This is a genomic window from Synechococcus sp. A15-24 (genome assembly GCF_014280195.1).
GTDB lineage: Bacteria > Cyanobacteriota > Cyanobacteriia > PCC-6307 > Cyanobiaceae > Parasynechococcus.
Map to the genome: position 1 here is coordinate 1,516,816 of NZ_CP047960.1, position 17,559 is coordinate 1,534,374.

The window sequence follows — 17,559 nt, forward strand, 5'->3', positions numbered from 1 at the left end:
ATCTCCAGCATGCCGACCGCCCGATCCCCTGGCCGACTCATTCCCAACCGGATCGCGGATGGCCCGACCCAGATGGCCATCGATGCGCTGCTGCTGGCCCAGGCCACGGAGGTTCCGGTGCTGCGCTTCTACCGCTGGGACGGACCATGGCTGTCCTTGGGCCGCCATCAGCGCCACTGGCCCCAGCACTGGGAGCAACTGGCGAAGGAGGGGCGCCTTCGCATGGTGCGTCGGCCCAGTGGCGGCCAGGCCGTCCTTCACGCCGGGGGGCTCACCTACGCACTGATCTGGCCTTCCGCCCCACGCCGACGCAAGCAGGCCTACCGCGAGGCCTGCCAATGGTTGATCGATGGCTTCAGCCAACTGGGGCTGCCTTTGCAGTTCGGGGACGATCCCGCCCTGGGCAGCAGCAGCAATTGCTTCGCCAGCTCCACCGCAGCGGATCTCGTGGACCGTGCCGGCGTGAAACGCATCGGCAGTGCCCAGTGCTGGCAGCACGGACGTCTGCTCCAGCACGGCGAAATCCTGCTGGACCCTCCGCCGATGCTCTGGAACGCGGTATTCGGCGAAGCCGCCCCGCCTGCAGCAGCGGCAAACCTCAACCGGCTGACGCTGGAGCAACAGCTGATCAATGCCATGGCCATGGCCTGGCCTGATGTGGTCTGGGAGGAGGTGCCCCTCAGCGACGACGAACGTGCTCAGGTGGAGGCCCGTTCACGGTCCGATTGTTCGGAATTTGCGGGCATCGACGCAACGATCTGAGGCAACATCACCAGTCCCATCGGGTAGCTGTTGTGGCGTCGGGCCTCATCGAGGATCGGAGCGGGAAGGCGCACCCCTAACCGCTTCAGCACTGCTTCACCGATGTCCATGCGATCCAGCGTGCCGGCAGGAAGCCCGGCTGGGCTGAGCACCAGCACGCGTCCCTGTTGAGAGGCCTCCACAGCCTTGATCGCTTGCCAGATGGGCGCGCTGTCGGCAACAGAAGGAAGGGAGTCGAGGGGGCGCAGATGGTCGCCGACGGTCTGCCGATCCCATTGCTGAACCGGCAGATCCCTCAGGGGCTGATCATCCACCCAGCCCAGCCAGTGGGGGCCACGGCAGATCAGCAACCAATCCGCTCCGCGTTTGGCCTCGTCGTCCTGCAGCCGCAGCTGACTGAGCTTTCGCAGGGGTTGATCCGATTCGATCACCCTGAAGCGGCGACTGGCGGCATCAGCCACCTTCAGGTCCTGAAGCACCTGATGCAACACCAACATCTGGGACTGACTGCGATTCGCTCCCAGGCCGAACCAACCGATCAGCATCAACATCACACCGTTGAAGCCACCGCCCTGCAGCAGCAGCAGGCCCCCCATCACGATCAACAACGTGGCCAGGGCACGGCCGGACGCCGCGGCCACCTGCATGCCCCGCTTCTGACTGCCGCTGAACTGCCAGACCAGCGCCTTCAGGATCAACCCGCCGTCCAAGGGCAAACCGGGCAGCAGATTGAACAACCCAAGCATCAGATTGAGCAGACCGAGCTGGGTGCAAAGCAGCGTGAGCAGGGGGCTGACAGCACCGGCCGGCACCGCTGCAAGCAGCAGGCCGAGGGCCAGCAGCAGGCTGACCAGCGGACCAGCGGCGGCAATCCGCAGGCTGCCCATGGCCGTGGTGCACTCCTTCTCCACCCGGGCGATGCCCCCCAGGTGAAACAGCGTGATGCTGAGTACCTTCACCCCTTCGCGGACAGCCATCACGGCATGGCCGAGTTCGTGAAGCAGCACCGACAGAAAGAGCATGAGTGCTGTGGCCAACCCGAGGCCCCAACTCACCAGCATCGGAACGGCTGGAGTGACCTCACTCGCATAACGCCCCTGAAATAGCGTGGTGAAGATGGCCAGGGCAAACAACCAGCTGGGCTGGATCCGCAGCGGAACGCCCCGAAAGGTCAACAGGGTCCAGCCTTCTCCCACCGCTGCTCCGTGGTATCGCTGCCCCAATAGGGCATGTCAAGCATGATCCTAAAGAGATCAGCCAGCAGGATCTTGCGCGATCAATCCACAGCTCCAGCCGTGAAGATCTGCGGCCTCACCGACACCGAACAGGCACTGGCGATCGCTGCCATGGGTGCAGATGCCATCGGTGTGATCGGCGTGGCAGGAACTCCGCGTTACCTCGAGGACAGCCCTCGCCGGGCCCTGTTCAGCCAACTGCAGCTGAACTTCCCTTCGCTCCAACGGGTCTGGGTGGTGGCGGACCCATCGAACGCGATGCTTGATGCATCACTGCAGGGAGAGGGCACCCCAACGGTGATTCAGTTGCATGGCCAGGAAACCCCCTCGCAGTGCCAGGCGTTGCGCCAACGCCACCCCGAGATCACCGTCTGGAAGGCCCTGCGATTGCGCAGCCAGGACGACCTCCATGCTGTGAAGGGCTATGTGCAATCAGTCGATGAACTGTTGCTCGATGCCTGGAGTCCGGATCAGCTGGGGGGCACGGGCCATCGGCTCCCCCTCGACTGGCTGGCGGAAACCACATTGCCGCTGCCCTGGTGGTTGGCCGGTGGCATCAGTGCGGAATGGATCCCGGAATTGCTTGACCGCGTCACACCCGATGGCCTCGATGCCTCAAGCCGGCTTGAGGTCCGTCCCGGCTGGAAGGACCTCGAGAAGGTGAACGCACTGCTCTCGGCAGTTCAAGCCTGACGATCAGCTGCTGAGCAGCGCCTCCTGCTGACGCACCAGTTCGAAGAATTCCTGCTTCAGGCTGGGGTCGTGGCGGAAGTCGCCCCGCACCACGGAATTCACCATGCTGGTTTGCGGCTCTTTCACACCGCGCCACTTCATGCAGTAGTGCTGGGCCTTGATGATGATGCCGAGTCCCTGGGGCTCACAAAGCTTCTCGATCTCATCGGCCAGGATCATTACCGCCTCTTCCTGGATGTGGGGCCGTGAGAAGACCCAGTCCGCCACGCGCGTGAACTTGGACAGTCCGATCACCCGGGCACCGGGTTTGATGCCGATCCAGCAGTTGCCCATGATGGGCACAAGGTGATGGGAGCAAGCCGATCGCACCGTGATCGGGCCAACGGTGTAGATCTCATCCAGCTTTTTAACGTTGGGGAAACTGGCCACCTTCGGCTGGTGGTGGTAGCGCCCTTTGAACACCTCATGGAGATACATCCGAGCCACACGCTCGGCGGTTTCATGGGTGTTGTGATCGTTGTCGATATCGATCACCAACGTGCGCAGCAGGTCGCGGACTTTGTCCGCCACCTCAACTTCCAGCGCTCTGAGTTCACCGGGTTCGATGTACTCGGCGATGTTGTCGTTAGCAAGGAACGACACGCCTGCGGCCTGAAGCCGCTCGCGGATCCGGCTCGACACTTCGGCACTCAGACGAGGCTGGCCGTTGCCGTTGGAGATGCCATTGCTGGCGCCATTGGTCACGAAAGGGACGGTGGTGGTCATGGCTATTCGTTCAGAAGGCGCCGGCAGCCGGCATGAGGGTTAAATCTTCGATCACCTGGTTGACGGGTTGTTCGGCCAGGTTCACCAAGGCCTCCGCTGCCTTGTCGACGGAGAGCATGGCACGACGATCGAAATCGCTCTGTACGGTTTCCGCGTCCCACAGGGGGGTATTGACGGCACCGAGGGTGAGGGTGCAGGCGCGGATTCCATGGGCTCGCTCCTCTTCCGCCAGGCAACGGGTGAAGCTGGCCAGAGCCGCTTTGCTGACGCAATACGCCCCCCATTGCGGGAAGGCATTGCGAGCGGCGTGGCTGTTGACGTTGATCACCAAACCTCCAGTTGCGCGCATGGCAGGAACCACGGCCGCACAAACCTGCATGACGCTGGTGACATTCAGCTGCATCAACCACTGCCAACGCTCCAACGGCATGGCCAGCAAATCTCCCGTGTAAGCAGCACCTGCGTTGTTGATCAACACCGAAGGAGGAGAACCCTGCTCCAGAAGGCCTGTCAGCGCTGGCTGAATGGCCTGGGGATCGGTCAGGTCAATGGAGCTGACCTCCACCTGAACACCCATCGGCCGCAATTCAGCAGCCAATTGCTCGAGTTGATCGCCACTGCGGGCAACAAGCTTGAGATCCCAACCCTTGCGGGCTAACAGTTCAGCAGTTCGGCGGCCAATGCCACGACTTGCACCCGTAATCAGAGCCGTTGGCAAGCGCTGTTTGCAAACCGTGACAGATTAATCGATTTTGCCAGGATTCTGTGAATTTCCCTCAACAAAGCGCCCCATTGCACGGAATTTTCGATAACGGCTGTCTCTTAACTCACGTTCCGACAGGGCCAACAGCTCAGCGAGATGCCGCTCCAGTGCAGCCCGCAGGGTCTGACCTGCCTCCAGAGGGGCCCAGTTGTTCCCGCCGGACGGTTCCTCAAGCACCTCATCCACCACACCGAGCTCCAAGAGGTCGACACCGGTGATGCGCAGCGCCGTGGCCGCATCAGGTGCCTTGGCCGCATCCCGCCAGAGGATCGAGGCACACGCTTCAGGACTGGCCACCGTGTAAACGCTGTGCTCGAACATCAGCAAGCGGTCGGCCACTCCGATACCAAGGGCTCCGCCGGAACCCCCCTCACCGATCACTGTGGCGATCACAGGGACCCGCAGCCGGAACATCTCGCGCAGATTGACGGCGATGGCTTCACCCTGCCCCTGCTCCTCCGCCTGCAGCCCTGCATAGGCTCCCGGAGTGTCGATGAAACTCAGGATCGGTAAGCGGAATCGATCAGCATGATCCATCAGACGCATGGCCTTGCGATACCCCCCTGGGGTGGCCATGCCGAAGTTTCGGGCAACGTTCTCCTTGGTGTCGCGTCCCTTCTGATGGCCGATCAACAGCACCGGCTGATCACCCAGACGCCCAACACCGCCCACCAGGGCCTGATCATCGTTGCCGCGTCGATCACCATGCAATTCAATCCAGTCGTCACAGAACATCTGGATGAAATCCAGGGTGCTGGGACGATGGGGGTGACGGGCTACCTGGATCTTCTGGGCCGGCGTTAGCCCCTGGAAAATCTCCTGACGACGGCGAGCCGCCAGAGACTCCAGCTGATGGAGCTGCTGACTGACATCCACCTCGGAATCCCTGGCGAGCTGGCGGATCTGTTCGATCTGCTGCTCCAGCTCCACCAGAGGCTTCTCGAATTCGAGTAGGGGGCGGCGAGGCATGGCGTTAGTATCAGGCGGCGGCGGCCTGGGCAGAGGGGTTGAGGTTCAGCGTGGAAAAACCATGGCGCACCGAAGCAGCTCCGATGAAGTCCATTTTCTCCAGGGTGATGTTGTTTCGACCCCAGCTGAAATTCGTATGACAGCGCTCGAACTCCAGCAGCATGGCCTCAGCGAAGCAGGCAAACATCTGCCGTTGTGGCTTCTCCATTTCGGCGATTTGCATCATCGTCCAGCCGATGTCCTTGCAGAACTCAACGATTCCTCCTTTGAGGACATGAATGCCGCCACCAGCAACTTTGGTGTCGAGGTTTTTCGGATAGCCGCCATCGATCATCAGGCAGGGCTTGCGCAAGCTGGCCTGATCGATCTCCAAGGTGCGCGGCATGCTCGCCACCCACACCACCACATCCGCCTCGGACAGGGCCTCATCCAGGGTGAGGATTCGTCCGCCGCCGATCTGCGCCTGAAGGTCCAGCAACGGCTGTTGCTGGCGGGCCACCAGCAACAGTTCTCCAACACCGGTGCGCGCTGACAGCCAGCGGCACACGGCACTGCCGATGTCTCCAGTGGCACCCACCACAGCCACCTTGGCGGTTTTCAGGTCGATGCCGAGGGTTGGTGCGTTGTTCTCCACCTGACAGCAGATCACCCAGGCGGTGTGAGTGTTGCCGGTTGTGAAACGCTGCCACTCCAGCGTTGTGCTGCGCACCGTCTGGTGCTGCAGCAGGTTGAAGTTCTCAAAAATGATCGAGGTGAAGCCGCCGAGAGCGGTGATATTGATCCCCTTCTTCTGCGCCAGCTCCATGGCGTTCAAAACCTTGCGCCGCGCCGTTTTGAACCGGCTCAGCATTTCCGGAACGAAACAGGAATCGATGTAGGCACCTTTGATCGTGGTGCCTATGGGACTGGAGATCTCCACGTGTTCCACCAACTGCGGTGGTGCACTGCACCAAACATCGAGATCTCCATCAGCGATGTGATCGAAACCAAGTTCCATCGCCTTGCGACGGGCTGCATCGAAGCTCGTTGAATGCCCGATCAGACCAAACATGCACCCGCTCTAAACACGCCGCTAATGACGACCCGATCCTCCATGCTCCCACGGCACGGCAGGATTCTGATCAAGTTCCTGTGGACAAACCGGCCGAAGGTCTGAGTGACCTCAGACCGCAAGGGCTGCAGCAGCCATCCGGGCGATGTCTCTGGAGGTGAATCCGATCTCCCCGAGAGCCTCCTGATAGGCGATGAGGAAATCTTCGATCAGGTCTTCCTTCTCCATATGCAGCACAGCGGCATCGGACGCGACCTCTTCAAGCATTGAGCGAATCAAGGGGAGGTTGGCTTTGTTGGCCTCGAACAGCTCATCCTTGCTGGCTTCAAAGTTGGCCTTCAGCCATTCCTGGCCGTAGTTCAGATGGGTGTACTCGTCCTTCACCACACCCTCTGTGATCTTGCGAGCAAAGGGATCGGCTACAGGGATATAGATGTGATAAGCCGAAATCGCAAAGGCTTCGATCAGCAGGGCCTGGATCAGCAGGCAGGTCACCACCTTGCCCTCCTTCAGTGCGGCCTGGAAGTTCCCGTGCAGGGGCTCGAAAAATTTCTTGGCGAACACCATGTCCGCCTCGACTCCCAGGTTGCGGCCGCAGGAGGTAAAGCCTTTCATGTGCTTCATTTCCATCCGCGCCAGCTTCGCCAGTTCGTCCTCCTGATCAGGAATCAAGCTGCCGAGGGAGATGTAATTGTCGTGGGCTTCCTGCTCGCCCTCGATCACGATGGCGTTGATGCGGCTGTAGGCATCCTTGTAAGCCTCGGTGGTGAAATCAGGCAGCGCGTCCAGGCCCTCCACCACAGCTGCCTCGGGTGCGTTGAGGGTCGTCATAGGACGTGGTCCACCACTTTCAGTGCGACTGAGAATAACCAGGACCCCCAATCTTGGTGAGAGAAGCGTTCTCAGTTCAGGACGCAGAGGTCCTGTCAGCAGCCTTTTCAACCGCTGGCCAGTCGCTCGTCAACAACGCCTGGAATCGCGCGGTCCAATGCACCAGCAGGTGCTGTTCCAAGGCCAGTCCAAGCTCAGCTGAAGCAGCACCGCTGTCTCCAATCACACCGCTGCGACTGAGATCCTGCATCAACCAGGCCGAAGGAGCGGCCCCTTCCAAACTCCAACCGCTGGGGGGAAGAGGGCAGCTGTCTAAACCAGGCAAACCGTCTTTCGGGCGCTGATCACCAACCAGTTCAGGGGCCTGATGCAGCATCAACGATGTCTCCGCCAAACCGGCGTGCAGACCATTCACCAACTCATCTGCAGGCAGCAGATCAGCGAGCCCTTCCACCCCACTCCAGAGAAAACAAGGCAGCACAGCCATCGCCGGACAGCGTTGCCGCAGCGCCCGGGCCGCGACCTGCAGCAAGGCGATCTGCCCACCGTGGGCGTTGAACAGCACCAGGCGACGCCATCCCATGGCAGCCAGCTGCTCCCCCAGTTGCACGACCAAGGCGATCAGCAGGTCCGAGGACAAACTGAGGGTGCCTGGAAACGATTGGTGTTCCGGTGAAAAGCCGATGACCTGGGTCGGCAATCTCCAGATCGGCAGTTCAGGATTGAGCTCTGCCAGAACGGCGTCAGCGATCCGTTCAGCAAACAGGGCATCGGTGACAAGGGGGAGATGGGGGCCGTGCTGCTCACAGGCACCAAATGGCCAGATCAGCGTTGATCCATCGCAGTGGGCTCTCTCCTGGATCTCAGGCCAGGCGAGCTGGTCAAAGCGACGCCGATGGCCCGTCATCGAAACTCGTGTTGCATCGTTCCCAGACCTGTCCCTCCCTGTCAGAATGGTCGATCGACGACCTCCTGTTCATGGCCGCAGCTGGCAGTTCGCAGCCCAATCGCCCCAAGGCACCGCGAGCGGCTGCGACCCCACCGCTCCAGGTGATGAAGATCAACCGCAAGAAGGAGCAGGAGCAGCTGCAACGCGAGGCCGCAGAAGCTCGCGCAGCAGCCGAGGCGGCAGCCGAAAAGGCACGCCTGCTGGAGGAGCGGGCGGGATTGATGGGTCCACCCCGAGCGGCTGCGGCCGAGGCCGATGACGATCGCTTCGACATGGGCGCCATGGAGGGGATGACCATGGCGGATCTGATGGGATCGCCTGATAATGCACCCCGCCGCCAAGACGACAACAAACCCCGCAGCGTTGACGACTTCGACTTCGACGAAGAAGCCTTCCTGGCCGCCCTGGATGAGAACGCTCCCGTGGGCACCACGGGAGATGTAGTGCAAGGCACCGTGATCGGGCTTGAAAGTGATGGCATCTATGTGGACATCGGCGGCAAAGCGCCGGGATTCATGCCCAAAAGCGAGGCCGGCCTGGGGGTGATCACCAACCTGGGTGAGCGTTTCCCCAAAGGGCTGCAGGTCGAGGTGCTGGTCACCCGCGAACAGAACGCAGATGGCATGGTCACCATCAGCTGCAGGGCCCTCGAACTGCGCAAGAGCTGGGACAAGGTCAAGGAACTCGAGAAGCAGGGGAAGGTGGTGCAGGTGATCGTCAACGGGTTCAACCGTGGCGGTGTGACCTGCGATCTCGAGGGCCTGCGGGGCTTCATTCCCCGATCCCAGCTGCAGGAGGGCGACAACCACCAGGAGCTGGTGGGCAAGACCCTCGGGGTGGCCTTCATCGAGGTCAACTCTGAAACCCGCAAGCTGGTGTTGTCGCAGAAACGTGCTGCGGTGGCTGCCCGTTTCCAGGAGCTGGAGGTTGGCCAGTTGGTGGAGGGTGTGGTTGCCGCGGTGAAGCCCTATGGGTTGTTCGTCGACCTGGGGGGAATCAGCGGCCTGCTGCACCAGTCCTCCATCACCAACGGCAGCCTGCGGTCCATCCGCGAGGTGTTCGATCAGGGCGACCGTGTTCAAGCGCTGATCACGGAGCTTGATCCTGGCCGTGGCCGCATCGGATTGAATACCGCGCTGCTGGAGGGTCCCCCCGGCGAATTGCTGATTGAAAAAGACAAGGTGATGGCAGAGGCCAGTGATCGCGCCAGCCGCGCCCAGAGCATGCTCAAACAACGTGAACAAGAAGCCGGATGAACGCCACGCAAACGGTCGGCGCCGACTGGGAACTGGATTTCTATTCCAGGCCGATTCTTGAAGCCGACGGGCGCAAACGCTGGGAGCTGTTGGTCACTGCAACCCCCGCGGCAGATGCAACTGAGATCCCCTTCCGTTTTTCCAAATGCTGCCCATCGGGGGAGGTCAATTCCCTCTGGTTAACGGCTGCCCTCGGCGAAGCCCGGCAATGCGCGATGGAGGCCGGCTGGCCGGCACCCCGACGCCTGCGCTGCTGGCGCAGCTCCATGCGAACGATGGTTCAGCGGGCTGCCACGGAGCTGGATCTGGAAATGATCGCCAGCCGCCGCACCTATGCGCTGCTGGAGTGGTTGCAACAGCGCGAGCAAGAGGTCTATCCCCAGGAGGAAGGCTTCATGGCAGGCCCTCTGGCCCCACCGCCCGCACCTGTCGCCACCCCGCCTGTGCCGCTGCCTGAAGAGGTGCAGGGCGATGCCTGGTCCTGGGCATCCCTGCCGACGGATCTTCTGAGTGACGCGTCGGACTGGCCCACCAGCTTCAGCGGCCTGCTGCCCCTCCCGGCCGGCCTGGACAGCAACCAGCCGGTGCCGGGGCTGCGTCTGTTCAGCAACAGCCGCGCCCTGGCGATGGCCGGCTGGCTGGGGGGTCTTGAGCCGGTGCGGCTGCTGGTGGAGGGTCGTCAGCTCGTGCTCGAAGCAGGGCAGGACGACCGTTGGTTGGTGAGTGATCTGGATTCAGCGGCGGCCGAGGCCATCGCCGAGGAGCTGGCGCAATCCAAGGAACGCGGCAAGGGGCTTCAATTCATCGCGATCCAGACCAGCCCCGAGCAGCAAGCCTTCGCGGGCTTCTGGATGATGCGTGACATCGCCACCCTCTAGGCCAGCCATGCCGATGGAAGGCCACGATCCTTTCGATCGACCGGACAACAGCTTCAACACCCTGCAGGGCTGGACCTGGATTGGCTGCTACGGCGGCTATTACCTGCAGTGCGATCGTCTCGACGCTGCAGGCTTTGAACACGGGTTCTTCACGCGCCGCTGGCAGGGCCGAGGCCCCGACGAACTGGCCGGTTACATCAGTGCTGGCATCAGCGTCCATCGTCCCCAGCAGATCCACAGTGGAGTCGTTCTGAAGGCCAGCGAAGCCCGCCAGGAGCCCTGGCCCGAGGCCGATGGCCTGGTGAGTGATGGCGGCAGCCAGAGCCTCTGGGTCTGTGGTGCCGACTGCACGCCGGTTCTGATCGCCGATCGCGGCACCGGCCATGCCGCGGCCTGTCATGCCGGCTGGCGTGGCGTGGCCGCGGGGATCTTTCCGGAGGCCGTGCGGCTTCTGGAGCAACGCGGTGCACGGCGAGACGATCTTCTGGTGGCCCTGGGGCCAGCGGTGAGCGGCGCGAACTACCAAGTGGGCCCTGAGGTGGTGGCGGCCATCGCCCAGGGGCTCAACATCCCTGCTGATGCCGAAGCAGCACTCGAAGACGCCGGGGCGTTGCTGCCGGATTCAGATCCGCAGCGCCATCGGCTGGACATCCGTCGCGCCGCGGCCCTGCAGTTGCAGCGCATCGGTTTGACACCAGCCCAGATCAGCCACTGCCCGCTCTGCACCGTCAGCGAACCGGAGCTGTTCCACTCCTGGCGGCGGGATCAGGTGAAAGCGGTGCAGTGGAGCGGCATTGTCAGTCAGGCCGCTGACTTGGACGAAGCCGCCAGCAGCTGAGCGGCCATCGCTTCCGCCGCCCGGATCCCGTCAATGCCAGCCGACAGGATGCCTCCGGCGTAGCCCGCTCCTTCACCGGCTGGAATCAGACCACGGGTGTTGAGCGACTCAAGCTGGCCATCTCTGGGGATGCGCACAGGAGACGACGTCCGGGTTTCCACCGCCGTGAGCACAGCATCGGGATGGCCATAGCCCCGGAGGCGGCGGGCAAACTGCGGCAGTGCTTCGCGCAGGGCGGTGAGAATCGGCTGCGGCAGCACCGGAGCCAGGTCTGTCGGCGTAATGCCGGGCTGATACGACGCGGCAATCGTGCCCAGCGTTGTGGACGGGCAACCGGCCAGAAAATCCTCCAGACGTTGCGCTGGGGCGGCATAGGTTCCCCCCCCACTGCAGAAGGCCCGCTGCTCCAGATCCCGCTGCAGCGCAATCCCCGCCAGGGGATCACCCGGATGCCGTTCGTAGGGCTGCAGATCCTCGGGTTCGAGGGTCACCACCAAGCCGCTGTTGGCATTGCGCTCATTGCGGGAGTGCTGGCTCATGCCGTTGGTCACCACCCGCCCCTCCTCCGAGGTGGCGCCCACCACAAAACCGCCAGGACACATGCAGAAGCTGTAGACGCAGCGGCCATTGCTGGCGTGATGAACAAGCTTGTATTCCGCCGCGCCAAGCCGCGGATGGCCTGCCATCGCTCCCCAGCGGGCCTGATCAATCAAAGGTTGCGGGTGCTCGATCCGCACACCAACCGAAAACGGTTTGCGCTCCAATTGCACCCCCACCTGATCGAGCATGGCGAAACAGTCCCGGGCCGAATGGCCGGGCGCCAGCACCAGGTGACGGCAGGGCAGTTGCTGACCATCGGCCAGCAGAAGCGCCTTCAAGCTGAAGGGCTTCTCGCCGCCGCTGGGCTCGAGCAACAGGCAGTCCACCCGGCAACCAAAGCGCACCTCACCCCCCAAGGCTTCGATGCGCGAACGCAGACCACGTACCACGGTGGCCAACTTGAAGGTGCCGATATGCGGCCGATGCACCGTGAGGATTTCGGCGTTGGCACCGCAAGCCACCAACTCCTCAAGCACCTTGCGTCCGTAGTGCTCAGGATCGCTCACCTGGCTGTAGAGCTTGCCATCGGAAAAGGTGCCGGCACCCCCCTCCCCAAACTGGGCATTGGATTCCGGATCAAGGGCCTGCTGCCCCCGCCAGAAGGCGAAGGTCTGCTGGGTCCGCTGCTTCACCGGCTGCCCACGCTCCAGCAGCAAGGGCTTAAACCCCATTTGCGCCAGCAGCAACGCAGCGAAATAACCGCAGGGGCCGGCACCAACCACCACGGGGTGCGCCTCCAGGCCAGGCGGCGCCTGCGCCACCATCCGGTAGCGGGTGTCCGGTGCCTGTTTCAGCGGGGGGCCGGGCCGGCGGCGCTTCATCAGCGCCTGCTCATGGCGGACCAGCACATCAACGCTGTAAATCAGCTGGATGCGATCACGGCGGCGAGCATCGATGCTGCGCTTGACCAGTCGCTGCTCCAGCAATTGATCCGGTGGAATCTTCAACCGACGCAGTACAGCCTGCGTGAGCTCCTCCTCGGTGTGATCCAGCGGCAGCTTCAGCTCAGCCAGTCGCAGCATCAGCCCGCTTGCCATCTGCCTTCATTGGATCAGATGGCGTCGCCATGAGCAGCCCTGCAGCGGCCTGACCCGACGGCGTCATGCCACCGCGCAAACGGAAATCACTGGCCGCCGCCTTCAGCCGCAGCGCCTCGCCCCGCTGTCGATGACGCAGGGCGGAGCAGAGATCAACCGCGTCCTGATCAGGACTGACCCAACCCATCGGATCCGGGAGACCCTCATCCGACACCGGCAGCGGCGCCGCTTCGACCAGCGCCAGCACCCGCGCCGTGTCGTAGCCCGCTGCAGCGAGCAGGTCTGGGGTCTGCCCCCAGCGGCGATTGAACGCCTCGGCAAAGGCCAACCAATCCTCACCACGGGCTGGATGTTCCAAACCGAGTTGCTGCCAAGGCACCTGCGGCAGATCCCGCAGCGTGGACGAATCCGACAGATACACCCAGTTGGGCGTCCAGGGTGCGCCGCCACCGAATGCACCATCACGCTGCTCCTGCCGCAGGCGAGTGGCCAGAGGCCCGTCGGGTTGACCGGCCACCACCACCGTGCCGGCCCATGACCAGTTCATGTCCTTGCGAAAACGATCAAGTCGTTGCCCGTCCGTTGGATCCACCTGCTGCACCGGGGTGGGTTCGTAGCTCTCCACCAGACCGCCGGATGCCTTGTAGTGATCGACGAAGGCCATTGACAGGGTGGCCTCTAGCGCACTCGGATCCGCCACGACCATGGCCCGGTCCCAACCGGCCTTGAGGGTGGCCTCCACCGTGGCCTTGACGTCCTCCTGAATCGAGGGGACCAGTGGCCAGAGCTTCTCACGCCCCTTCAAACCTCGGAGGGTGTCAATCGACTCACCGCGCTGATAAGGGAGCAGAACACTGAGGCCGTACTGCTCAGACAGGTCATTGAAGGCGCGCAGATCAGCGGAGGGTGGCGCCACCACGAGATGCTGATCGCGATGACGCGGCAGTTGCTCCAGCGGAGATTGATCAGGCCGCAGTGCCATCCAGCGCACTGGGGGCACGGGATGACCGCAGGCCCTCACCGTCGCTTCACCAACGGTGTATCCCTGCAGAAAGCGGTCGCGCAGGGTGGCGTCAGCCGAGGTGGACGGCAGCATCACCACAACACGCTGCCGCGGTAGGGCACTGGACACCATGGCCTGACAGCCAATGGCCGCAGCCACAACACAGGACCAGGCGCACCGGGAACGCGGTGCCGAGCTCGACATGAAACGGGACCGTCAACCCGACCGCGTCAAACTAGGGAGAACGGTCTCCGTCGTCCGGTTTTGTCACCTGATCGTCGGACGATGGCACTTGAGATAACAGGCCACCAACAAGCAGCGCAGCACCGATGGCTGTGGCCAGACCGCGGTTATCGGCCGCAGCGCCCTGTCCCCACACGGCCGTGGCCAGAAAAGAACCTCCAAGCAGGAGGCAGGGCACCAGAACGATGCCTCGTGCAATGCGGTTATCGGCCATTCAGGCTGGCTCCGTGGGGCAGCTGTCAGCCGCCAGGCCAGCCGTCACCAGACCGGAGCTGAGATCCTGCTCATCACCGATGGGGGTGACCCTGGCCAGCAACTGGCCATCGTTGCGTCCCACCGGGCGGAGATTGACCCGTCTGCGGCGGGGCAGCTCCTGCCTCAACCAATCCACGGCAGCGGACTCCCCAGCAGGCTCGACGTCGATGCAGGCCAGCTGAACCGTGTAAGTGCGGTTGCCATCACCCACCTGCAACAGTGATGCGGTACGAACCTGCAGCACTTCGGCCGCCGCTGCCGGTAAAACCGCAACGACGGCCACCAGCAGCAACCCCAGCAAGCGGGTGATCACAAGGAGGCGCCGCACTGCGGACAGAAGCGATGTTCATGGGCAGTGATAGCGCCACAGGAGCTGCAGGTGCGGGTAGTGCCCATCGCCAGCTCCGGGTGCGAGGGGAGACCCACCATCTGTGCATTGCTCTTGCCCGGCGGAACCATCGGGTAGCAGTTCTCTCCCCGCCGCACGTGCACGTCAATCATCATCGGGGTTGGTGATTGCAGGGCTGCGGCGAGGTCGCGGTGCAGCGACTCACGCTCGGTGATCTTGACGCCATCCACGCCGAAGGAACGGGCCAGGGCGATGAAATCAGGCATGCCATTGAGCATGTCGGAGGCGGAATACCGCTCGTCGTAGAAGCTTTCCTGCCACTGACGCACCATGCCCTGCCAGTGGTTGTTGACGATCACCACCTTCACCGGCAGGCCATAGGCCGCCAGGGTTCCGAGTTCCTGGATGTTCATCAGGATGCTGGCATCACCGGCGATGCACACCACCTGCCGATCCGGCATGGCCACCTGGGCCCCCATGGCAGCCGGCATCCCGAAGCCCATCGTCCCCAGGCCGGCGCTGCTGATCCAGCCCCTGGGTCCGTTGCGCAGGTACTGCGCAGCCCACATCTGATGCTGACCAACGTCCGTGGTGACGATCGCGTCGGGGGCCAGACCCCTCACCGCCAGCAGCACCTCCTGGGGGTAGATCGCCCCTTCCGTTGGCGGAATCGTGAGGGGATAACGATCCTTCCAGGTGTTGATGCGCTCCAGCCAGGCTGCAGTTCGGGGTTCCGCCGTGCGTTGCAGGCTGATCTCCACCATCCGCGCCAGGCTCAGGCCAAGATCACCGAGCACAGCCACATCAGCCTTGCGGTTCTTACCGATCTCCGCCGGATCGATCTCGAAGTGCACCACCCGGGCCCGGGGGGCGAAAGTGTCCAGCTTGCCGGTGACGCGGTCATCAAACCGTGCACCGACAGCGATCAACAGGTCGCATTCGGTGACGGCGAAGTTGGCGTAGGCGGTGCCATGCATGCCGAGCATGCCCACCGAGAGAGCATCGTTCTCATCAAAGGCACCTTTGCCCATCAAGGTGGTGGTGACCGGGAGCTGATAACGCTCGGCCAGCATCCTGAGGCTGTCGTGGGCACCTGCAGAGATCGCGCCGCCACCCACGTAGAGCAGAGGTCGTTGGGCCTGCTCGATCAGATCCAGTGCCGCTGCCACCGCAGCATCGAGCGGAGGTTCGGGCTGGTGGAAACCGCCAGGGATGACGGAACCGGGTTCCACCGGCACATAGTTGAATTGTTCCTGCCCCACATCCTTGGGGATGTCGATCAGCACGGGGCCGGGGCGGCCGCTGGCGGCAATCAGAAACGCCTGGGCCACGATCGAACCCAGGTCGGCAGGGTCGCGCACCACCCAGGAATGCTTCACGATCGGCAGGGTGATGCCGAAAATATCGGTTTCCTGAAAGGCATCGGTACCGATGGCCGGGCGCGGAACCTGCCCGGTGATCACCACCATCGGCACGGAATCCATCTGGGCTGTGGCGATGCCCGTCACCAGATTGGTGGCACCTGGACCAGAGGTGCCGAAGCAGACACCAACCTTGCCGGTGGCCCTGGCATAGGCATCAGCGGCGTGGGTGCCGGCCTGCTCGTGACGCACCAGGATGTGCCTCACCCAGCCTTCGCTTTCAGCGATGTGCAGAGCGTCGTAAATCGGCAGGATCGCCCCGCCTGGGTAGCCGAAGATCATGTCCACCCCGTGGCGCCGCAGCGCATCCATCAACGCCGCAGCGCCGCTGATGGTCTGCGGTGCATTGGCATCCAGTCCACCGACAACCGTTGAGGCGGAAGTAAGGGTCACGGCAACTGGTCGGGAATGACCCACAAGGTTAAGGGCCTGCAGCTCTCCTGGCTTGCTCAGAGCAAACCGAGGGCATGCAGCGGGCCATGGCCGCTGATCAGCTCCAACAGAAACGCGGAAAAACCGAGCATGGCCAGGCGTCCGTTCCAAACCTCGGAACTGTTGTTCCAGCCCCATTCCCACTTTTCTTGGGGGTAGAGCTTCACTTTGGTGGGCAGTTCAGCCGCTGCGTCGAGGCTCACCTCAGGCCCCTCCAGGCTGCTGGTCACCAGATCCGCCAACCCCTCGATGAAGGGAGGGTAAGTATCAAGGGCACGCACCCTGCGGAAATTGACCACACCGGCTTCGGTGGCAAGCTCCCGGTATTCGATGTCGATCTCCTCGAGTGTTTCGATGTGCTCGCTGACGAAACTGATGGGCACCACCACTAGATCGTTGGTCTTGGCCTCCCCCAGTTGCTCGAGCGCCTCCTCGGTGTAGGGCTTCAGCCATTCCACCGGACCCACTCGGCTCTGATACGCGAGGGTGTGGGGGTTGGCATGGCCCATGTGCTCCGCCAGGGATTTCATGATCAGATCGGTGCAGGCCTCGATCTGCTGCTGATAGGGATCACCGGCTTCCTCCACGTAGCTCTTGGGCACGCCGTGGGCACTGAAAAAGACATGGGCCTTTTCCGGGTCGTCGCTGTTGCGCACCTCTTCGGCGATCAGCTCGGCCATCGCCTTGATGTAGCCGGGGTGGTCAAACCAACTGCGGATGCAGCGGATCGGAAGCTGTTCGAAGGCTGCATCGCCCTGACGCAGCCGCTGCAGTTCCCGGAAGCTGGAGCCGCTGGTGCTGATGGAGAAGTGGGGATAGAGCGGCAGCACCACCACCTCATCCATGCCATCCGCCTTCATGTCAGCCACGGCGGATTCCGTGAACGGATGCCAGTACCGCATCGCGACGTAGGTGGTGGCATCCAGTCCGCGGTGCCGCAGCAGACTCTGCAGCTCCCGGGCCTGCTGTTCGGTGATCCGGCGCAGGGGTGATCCGCCGCCGATGGAGCGATAGGCCTCCTGGGATTTACCGCTGCGAAGGGTGCTGATCAACCAGGCCAGGGGCTTCTGCAGGGCGGGGCTGGGTAGCCGGATGATCTCCGGGTCAGCAAACAGGTTGTAGAGAAACGGTCCGACATCCTGAATGCGTTCGGGTCCCCCCAGATTCAGCAGGACGACGCCGACGCGGGACATGCCAACAACCGTGAAATCAGGGGCTTGAGCGTAACC

The 17,559-nt window shown here is 62.9% G+C and carries 18 protein-coding genes; 5 read left to right on the top strand and 13 right to left on the bottom strand.

Annotated features, from left to right (window positions below; translation table 11 throughout):
- The first annotated feature begins 9 nt into the window (after window positions 1–9).
- Window positions 10–762 (top strand): lipoate--protein ligase family protein, encoded by a 753-nt coding sequence (locus SynA1524_RS08660; RefSeq protein WP_186496877.1) that lies wholly within the window; start codon window positions 10–12, stop codon window positions 760–762.
- Here the strand turns inward: SynA1524_RS08660 and SynA1524_RS08665 are convergent.
- Window positions 699–1,958 carry a M50 family metallopeptidase gene (locus tag SynA1524_RS08665; RefSeq protein ID WP_186499587.1) on the bottom strand — a complete coding sequence of 420 codons (1,260 nt, stop codon included), beginning with the start codon at window positions 1,956–1,958 and terminating at the stop codon, window positions 699–701. The genes SynA1524_RS08660 and SynA1524_RS08665 overlap by 64 nt on opposite strands.
- A 42-nt stretch (window positions 1,959–2,000) precedes the next feature.
- Here SynA1524_RS08665 and SynA1524_RS08670 point away from each other — a divergent pair, with 42 nt between their 5' ends.
- Entirely contained in the window at window positions 2,001–2,690 is a 690-nt protein-coding gene (locus SynA1524_RS08670) for a phosphoribosylanthranilate isomerase (protein ID WP_186499588.1), read from the top strand.
- Window positions 2,691–2,693: 3 nt separating this feature from the next.
- Here the strand turns inward: SynA1524_RS08670 and folE are convergent, their stop codons facing one another.
- The 6 genes from folE to SynA1524_RS08700 form a co-directional block, all read right to left on the bottom strand.
- The gene (folE, locus tag SynA1524_RS08675; RefSeq protein ID WP_186496879.1) at window positions 2,694–3,455 is read right to left on the bottom strand and encodes a GTP cyclohydrolase I; all 762 of its coding nucleotides are present in this window, start codon (window positions 3,453–3,455) and stop codon (window positions 2,694–2,696) included.
- Between the two features lie 10 nt (window positions 3,456–3,465).
- A complete protein-coding gene (locus SynA1524_RS08680; RefSeq protein WP_186496881.1) occupies window positions 3,466–4,173 on the bottom strand; it encodes an SDR family oxidoreductase in 708 nt (235 codons plus the stop codon).
- A gap of 24 nt (window positions 4,174–4,197) precedes the next feature.
- Window positions 4,198–5,187 (bottom strand): acetyl-CoA carboxylase carboxyltransferase subunit alpha, encoded by a 990-nt coding sequence (locus tag SynA1524_RS08685; protein WP_186496883.1) that lies wholly within the window; start codon window positions 5,185–5,187, stop codon window positions 4,198–4,200.
- Between the two features lie 10 nt (window positions 5,188–5,197).
- A complete protein-coding gene (locus SynA1524_RS08690) occupies window positions 5,198–6,238 on the bottom strand; it encodes a long-chain acyl-[acyl-carrier-protein] reductase (RefSeq protein ID WP_186496884.1) in 1,041 nt (346 codons plus the stop codon).
- 111 nt (window positions 6,239–6,349) lie between these two features.
- The gene (locus tag SynA1524_RS08695; protein WP_186496886.1) at window positions 6,350–7,069 is read right to left on the bottom strand and encodes an aldehyde oxygenase (deformylating); all 720 of its coding nucleotides are present in this window, start codon (window positions 7,067–7,069) and stop codon (window positions 6,350–6,352) included.
- 76 nt (window positions 7,070–7,145) lie between these two features.
- On the bottom strand, window positions 7,146–7,976 hold the full coding sequence (locus tag SynA1524_RS08700; protein ID WP_186496888.1) for a creatininase family protein: 831 nt from the start codon (window positions 7,974–7,976) through the stop codon (window positions 7,146–7,148).
- 71 nt (window positions 7,977–8,047) lie between these two features.
- Here SynA1524_RS08700 and SynA1524_RS08705 point away from each other — a divergent pair, with 71 nt between their 5' ends.
- Genes SynA1524_RS08705 through pgeF form a run of 3 tightly spaced genes read left to right on the top strand, consistent with a single transcriptional unit; the run spans window position 8,048 to window position 10,990 of the window.
- Complete coding sequence (locus tag SynA1524_RS08705; RefSeq protein WP_186496890.1) at window positions 8,048–9,274, top strand: S1 RNA-binding domain-containing protein; 1,227 nt, start codon at window positions 8,048–8,050, stop codon at window positions 9,272–9,274.
- Complete coding sequence (locus tag SynA1524_RS08710) at window positions 9,271–10,152, top strand: Tab2/Atab2 family RNA-binding protein (protein ID WP_186496892.1); 882 nt, start codon at window positions 9,271–9,273, stop codon at window positions 10,150–10,152. Before SynA1524_RS08705 ends, SynA1524_RS08710 begins: the two co-directional genes overlap by 4 nt.
- Window positions 10,153–10,159: 7 nt before the next feature.
- Window positions 10,160–10,990: a peptidoglycan editing factor PgeF gene (gene pgeF, locus SynA1524_RS08715; RefSeq protein ID WP_186496901.1), complete on the top strand. Its 831-nt coding sequence runs from the start codon at window positions 10,160–10,162 to the stop codon at window positions 10,988–10,990.
- Here pgeF and SynA1524_RS08720 read toward each other — a convergent pair.
- From SynA1524_RS08720 to hemH, 6 genes are all read right to left on the bottom strand, one after another.
- On the bottom strand, window positions 10,954–12,612 hold the full coding sequence (locus SynA1524_RS08720) for an NAD(P)/FAD-dependent oxidoreductase (protein WP_186499589.1): 1,659 nt from the start codon (window positions 12,610–12,612) through the stop codon (window positions 10,954–10,956). The two genes, pgeF and SynA1524_RS08720, sit on opposite strands and share 37 nt — an antisense overlap.
- Entirely contained in the window at window positions 12,596–13,789 is a 1,194-nt protein-coding gene (locus SynA1524_RS08725; RefSeq protein ID WP_286188550.1) for a type 1 periplasmic-binding domain-containing protein, read from the bottom strand. Before SynA1524_RS08725 ends, SynA1524_RS08720 begins: the two co-directional genes overlap by 17 nt.
- A 76-nt stretch (window positions 13,790–13,865) precedes the next feature.
- Entirely contained in the window at window positions 13,866–14,087 is a 222-nt protein-coding gene (locus SynA1524_RS08730; RefSeq protein WP_186496905.1) for a GIVxVP protein, read from the bottom strand.
- Window positions 14,088–14,456 carry a nuclease gene (locus SynA1524_RS08735; protein WP_186496907.1) on the bottom strand — a complete coding sequence of 123 codons (369 nt, stop codon included), beginning with the start codon at window positions 14,454–14,456 and terminating at the stop codon, window positions 14,088–14,090. It abuts the gene before it with no gap.
- Window positions 14,438–16,291: a biosynthetic-type acetolactate synthase large subunit gene (gene ilvB, locus SynA1524_RS08740; protein WP_186496914.1), complete on the bottom strand. Its 1,854-nt coding sequence runs from the start codon at window positions 16,289–16,291 to the stop codon at window positions 14,438–14,440. The genes SynA1524_RS08735 and ilvB overlap by 19 nt, the downstream gene beginning before the upstream one ends.
- A gap of 56 nt (window positions 16,292–16,347) precedes the next feature.
- Window positions 16,348–17,523, bottom strand: coding sequence for a ferrochelatase (hemH, locus tag SynA1524_RS08745; protein ID WP_186496916.1), 1,176 nt, complete (start codon window positions 17,521–17,523; stop codon window positions 16,348–16,350).
- Window positions 17,524–17,559 lie beyond the last annotated feature (36 nt).

What these genes read in the sequence shown, in the direction of transcription:
- SynA1524_RS08660 (WP_186496877.1), top strand. Translation starts at nt 10, where the DNA reads ATGCCGACCGCCCGATCCCCTGGCCGACTCATTCCCAACCGGATCGCG.
- SynA1524_RS08670 (WP_186499588.1), top strand. Translation starts at nt 2,001, where the DNA reads ATGATCCTAAAGAGATCAGCCAGCAGGATCTTGCGCGATCAATCCACA.
- folE (WP_186496879.1), bottom strand. Translation starts at nt 3,455, where the DNA reads ATGACCACCACCGTCCCTTTCGTGACCAATGGCGCCAGCAATGGCATC.
- SynA1524_RS08685 (WP_186496883.1), bottom strand. Translation starts at nt 5,187, where the DNA reads ATGCCTCGCCGCCCCCTACTCGAATTCGAGAAGCCTCTGGTGGAGCTG.
- SynA1524_RS08690 (WP_186496884.1), bottom strand. Translation starts at nt 6,238, where the DNA reads ATGTTTGGTCTGATCGGGCATTCAACGAGCTTCGATGCAGCCCGTCGC.
- SynA1524_RS08695 (WP_186496886.1), bottom strand. Translation starts at nt 7,069, where the DNA reads ATGACGACCCTCAACGCACCCGAGGCAGCTGTGGTGGAGGGCCTGGAC.
- SynA1524_RS08700 (WP_186496888.1), bottom strand. Translation starts at nt 7,976, where the DNA reads ATGACGGGCCATCGGCGTCGCTTTGACCAGCTCGCCTGGCCTGAGATC.
- SynA1524_RS08705 (WP_186496890.1), top strand. Translation starts at nt 8,048, where the DNA reads ATGGCCGCAGCTGGCAGTTCGCAGCCCAATCGCCCCAAGGCACCGCGA.
- SynA1524_RS08710 (WP_186496892.1), top strand. Translation starts at nt 9,271, where the DNA reads ATGAACGCCACGCAAACGGTCGGCGCCGACTGGGAACTGGATTTCTAT.
- pgeF (WP_186496901.1), top strand. Translation starts at nt 10,160, where the DNA reads ATGCCGATGGAAGGCCACGATCCTTTCGATCGACCGGACAACAGCTTC.
- SynA1524_RS08720 (WP_186499589.1), bottom strand. Translation starts at nt 12,612, where the DNA reads ATGCTGCGACTGGCTGAGCTGAAGCTGCCGCTGGATCACACCGAGGAG.
- SynA1524_RS08730 (WP_186496905.1), bottom strand. Translation starts at nt 14,087, where the DNA reads ATGGCCGATAACCGCATTGCACGAGGCATCGTTCTGGTGCCCTGCCTC.
- hemH (WP_186496916.1), bottom strand. Translation starts at nt 17,523, where the DNA reads ATGTCCCGCGTCGGCGTCGTCCTGCTGAATCTGGGGGGACCCGAACGC.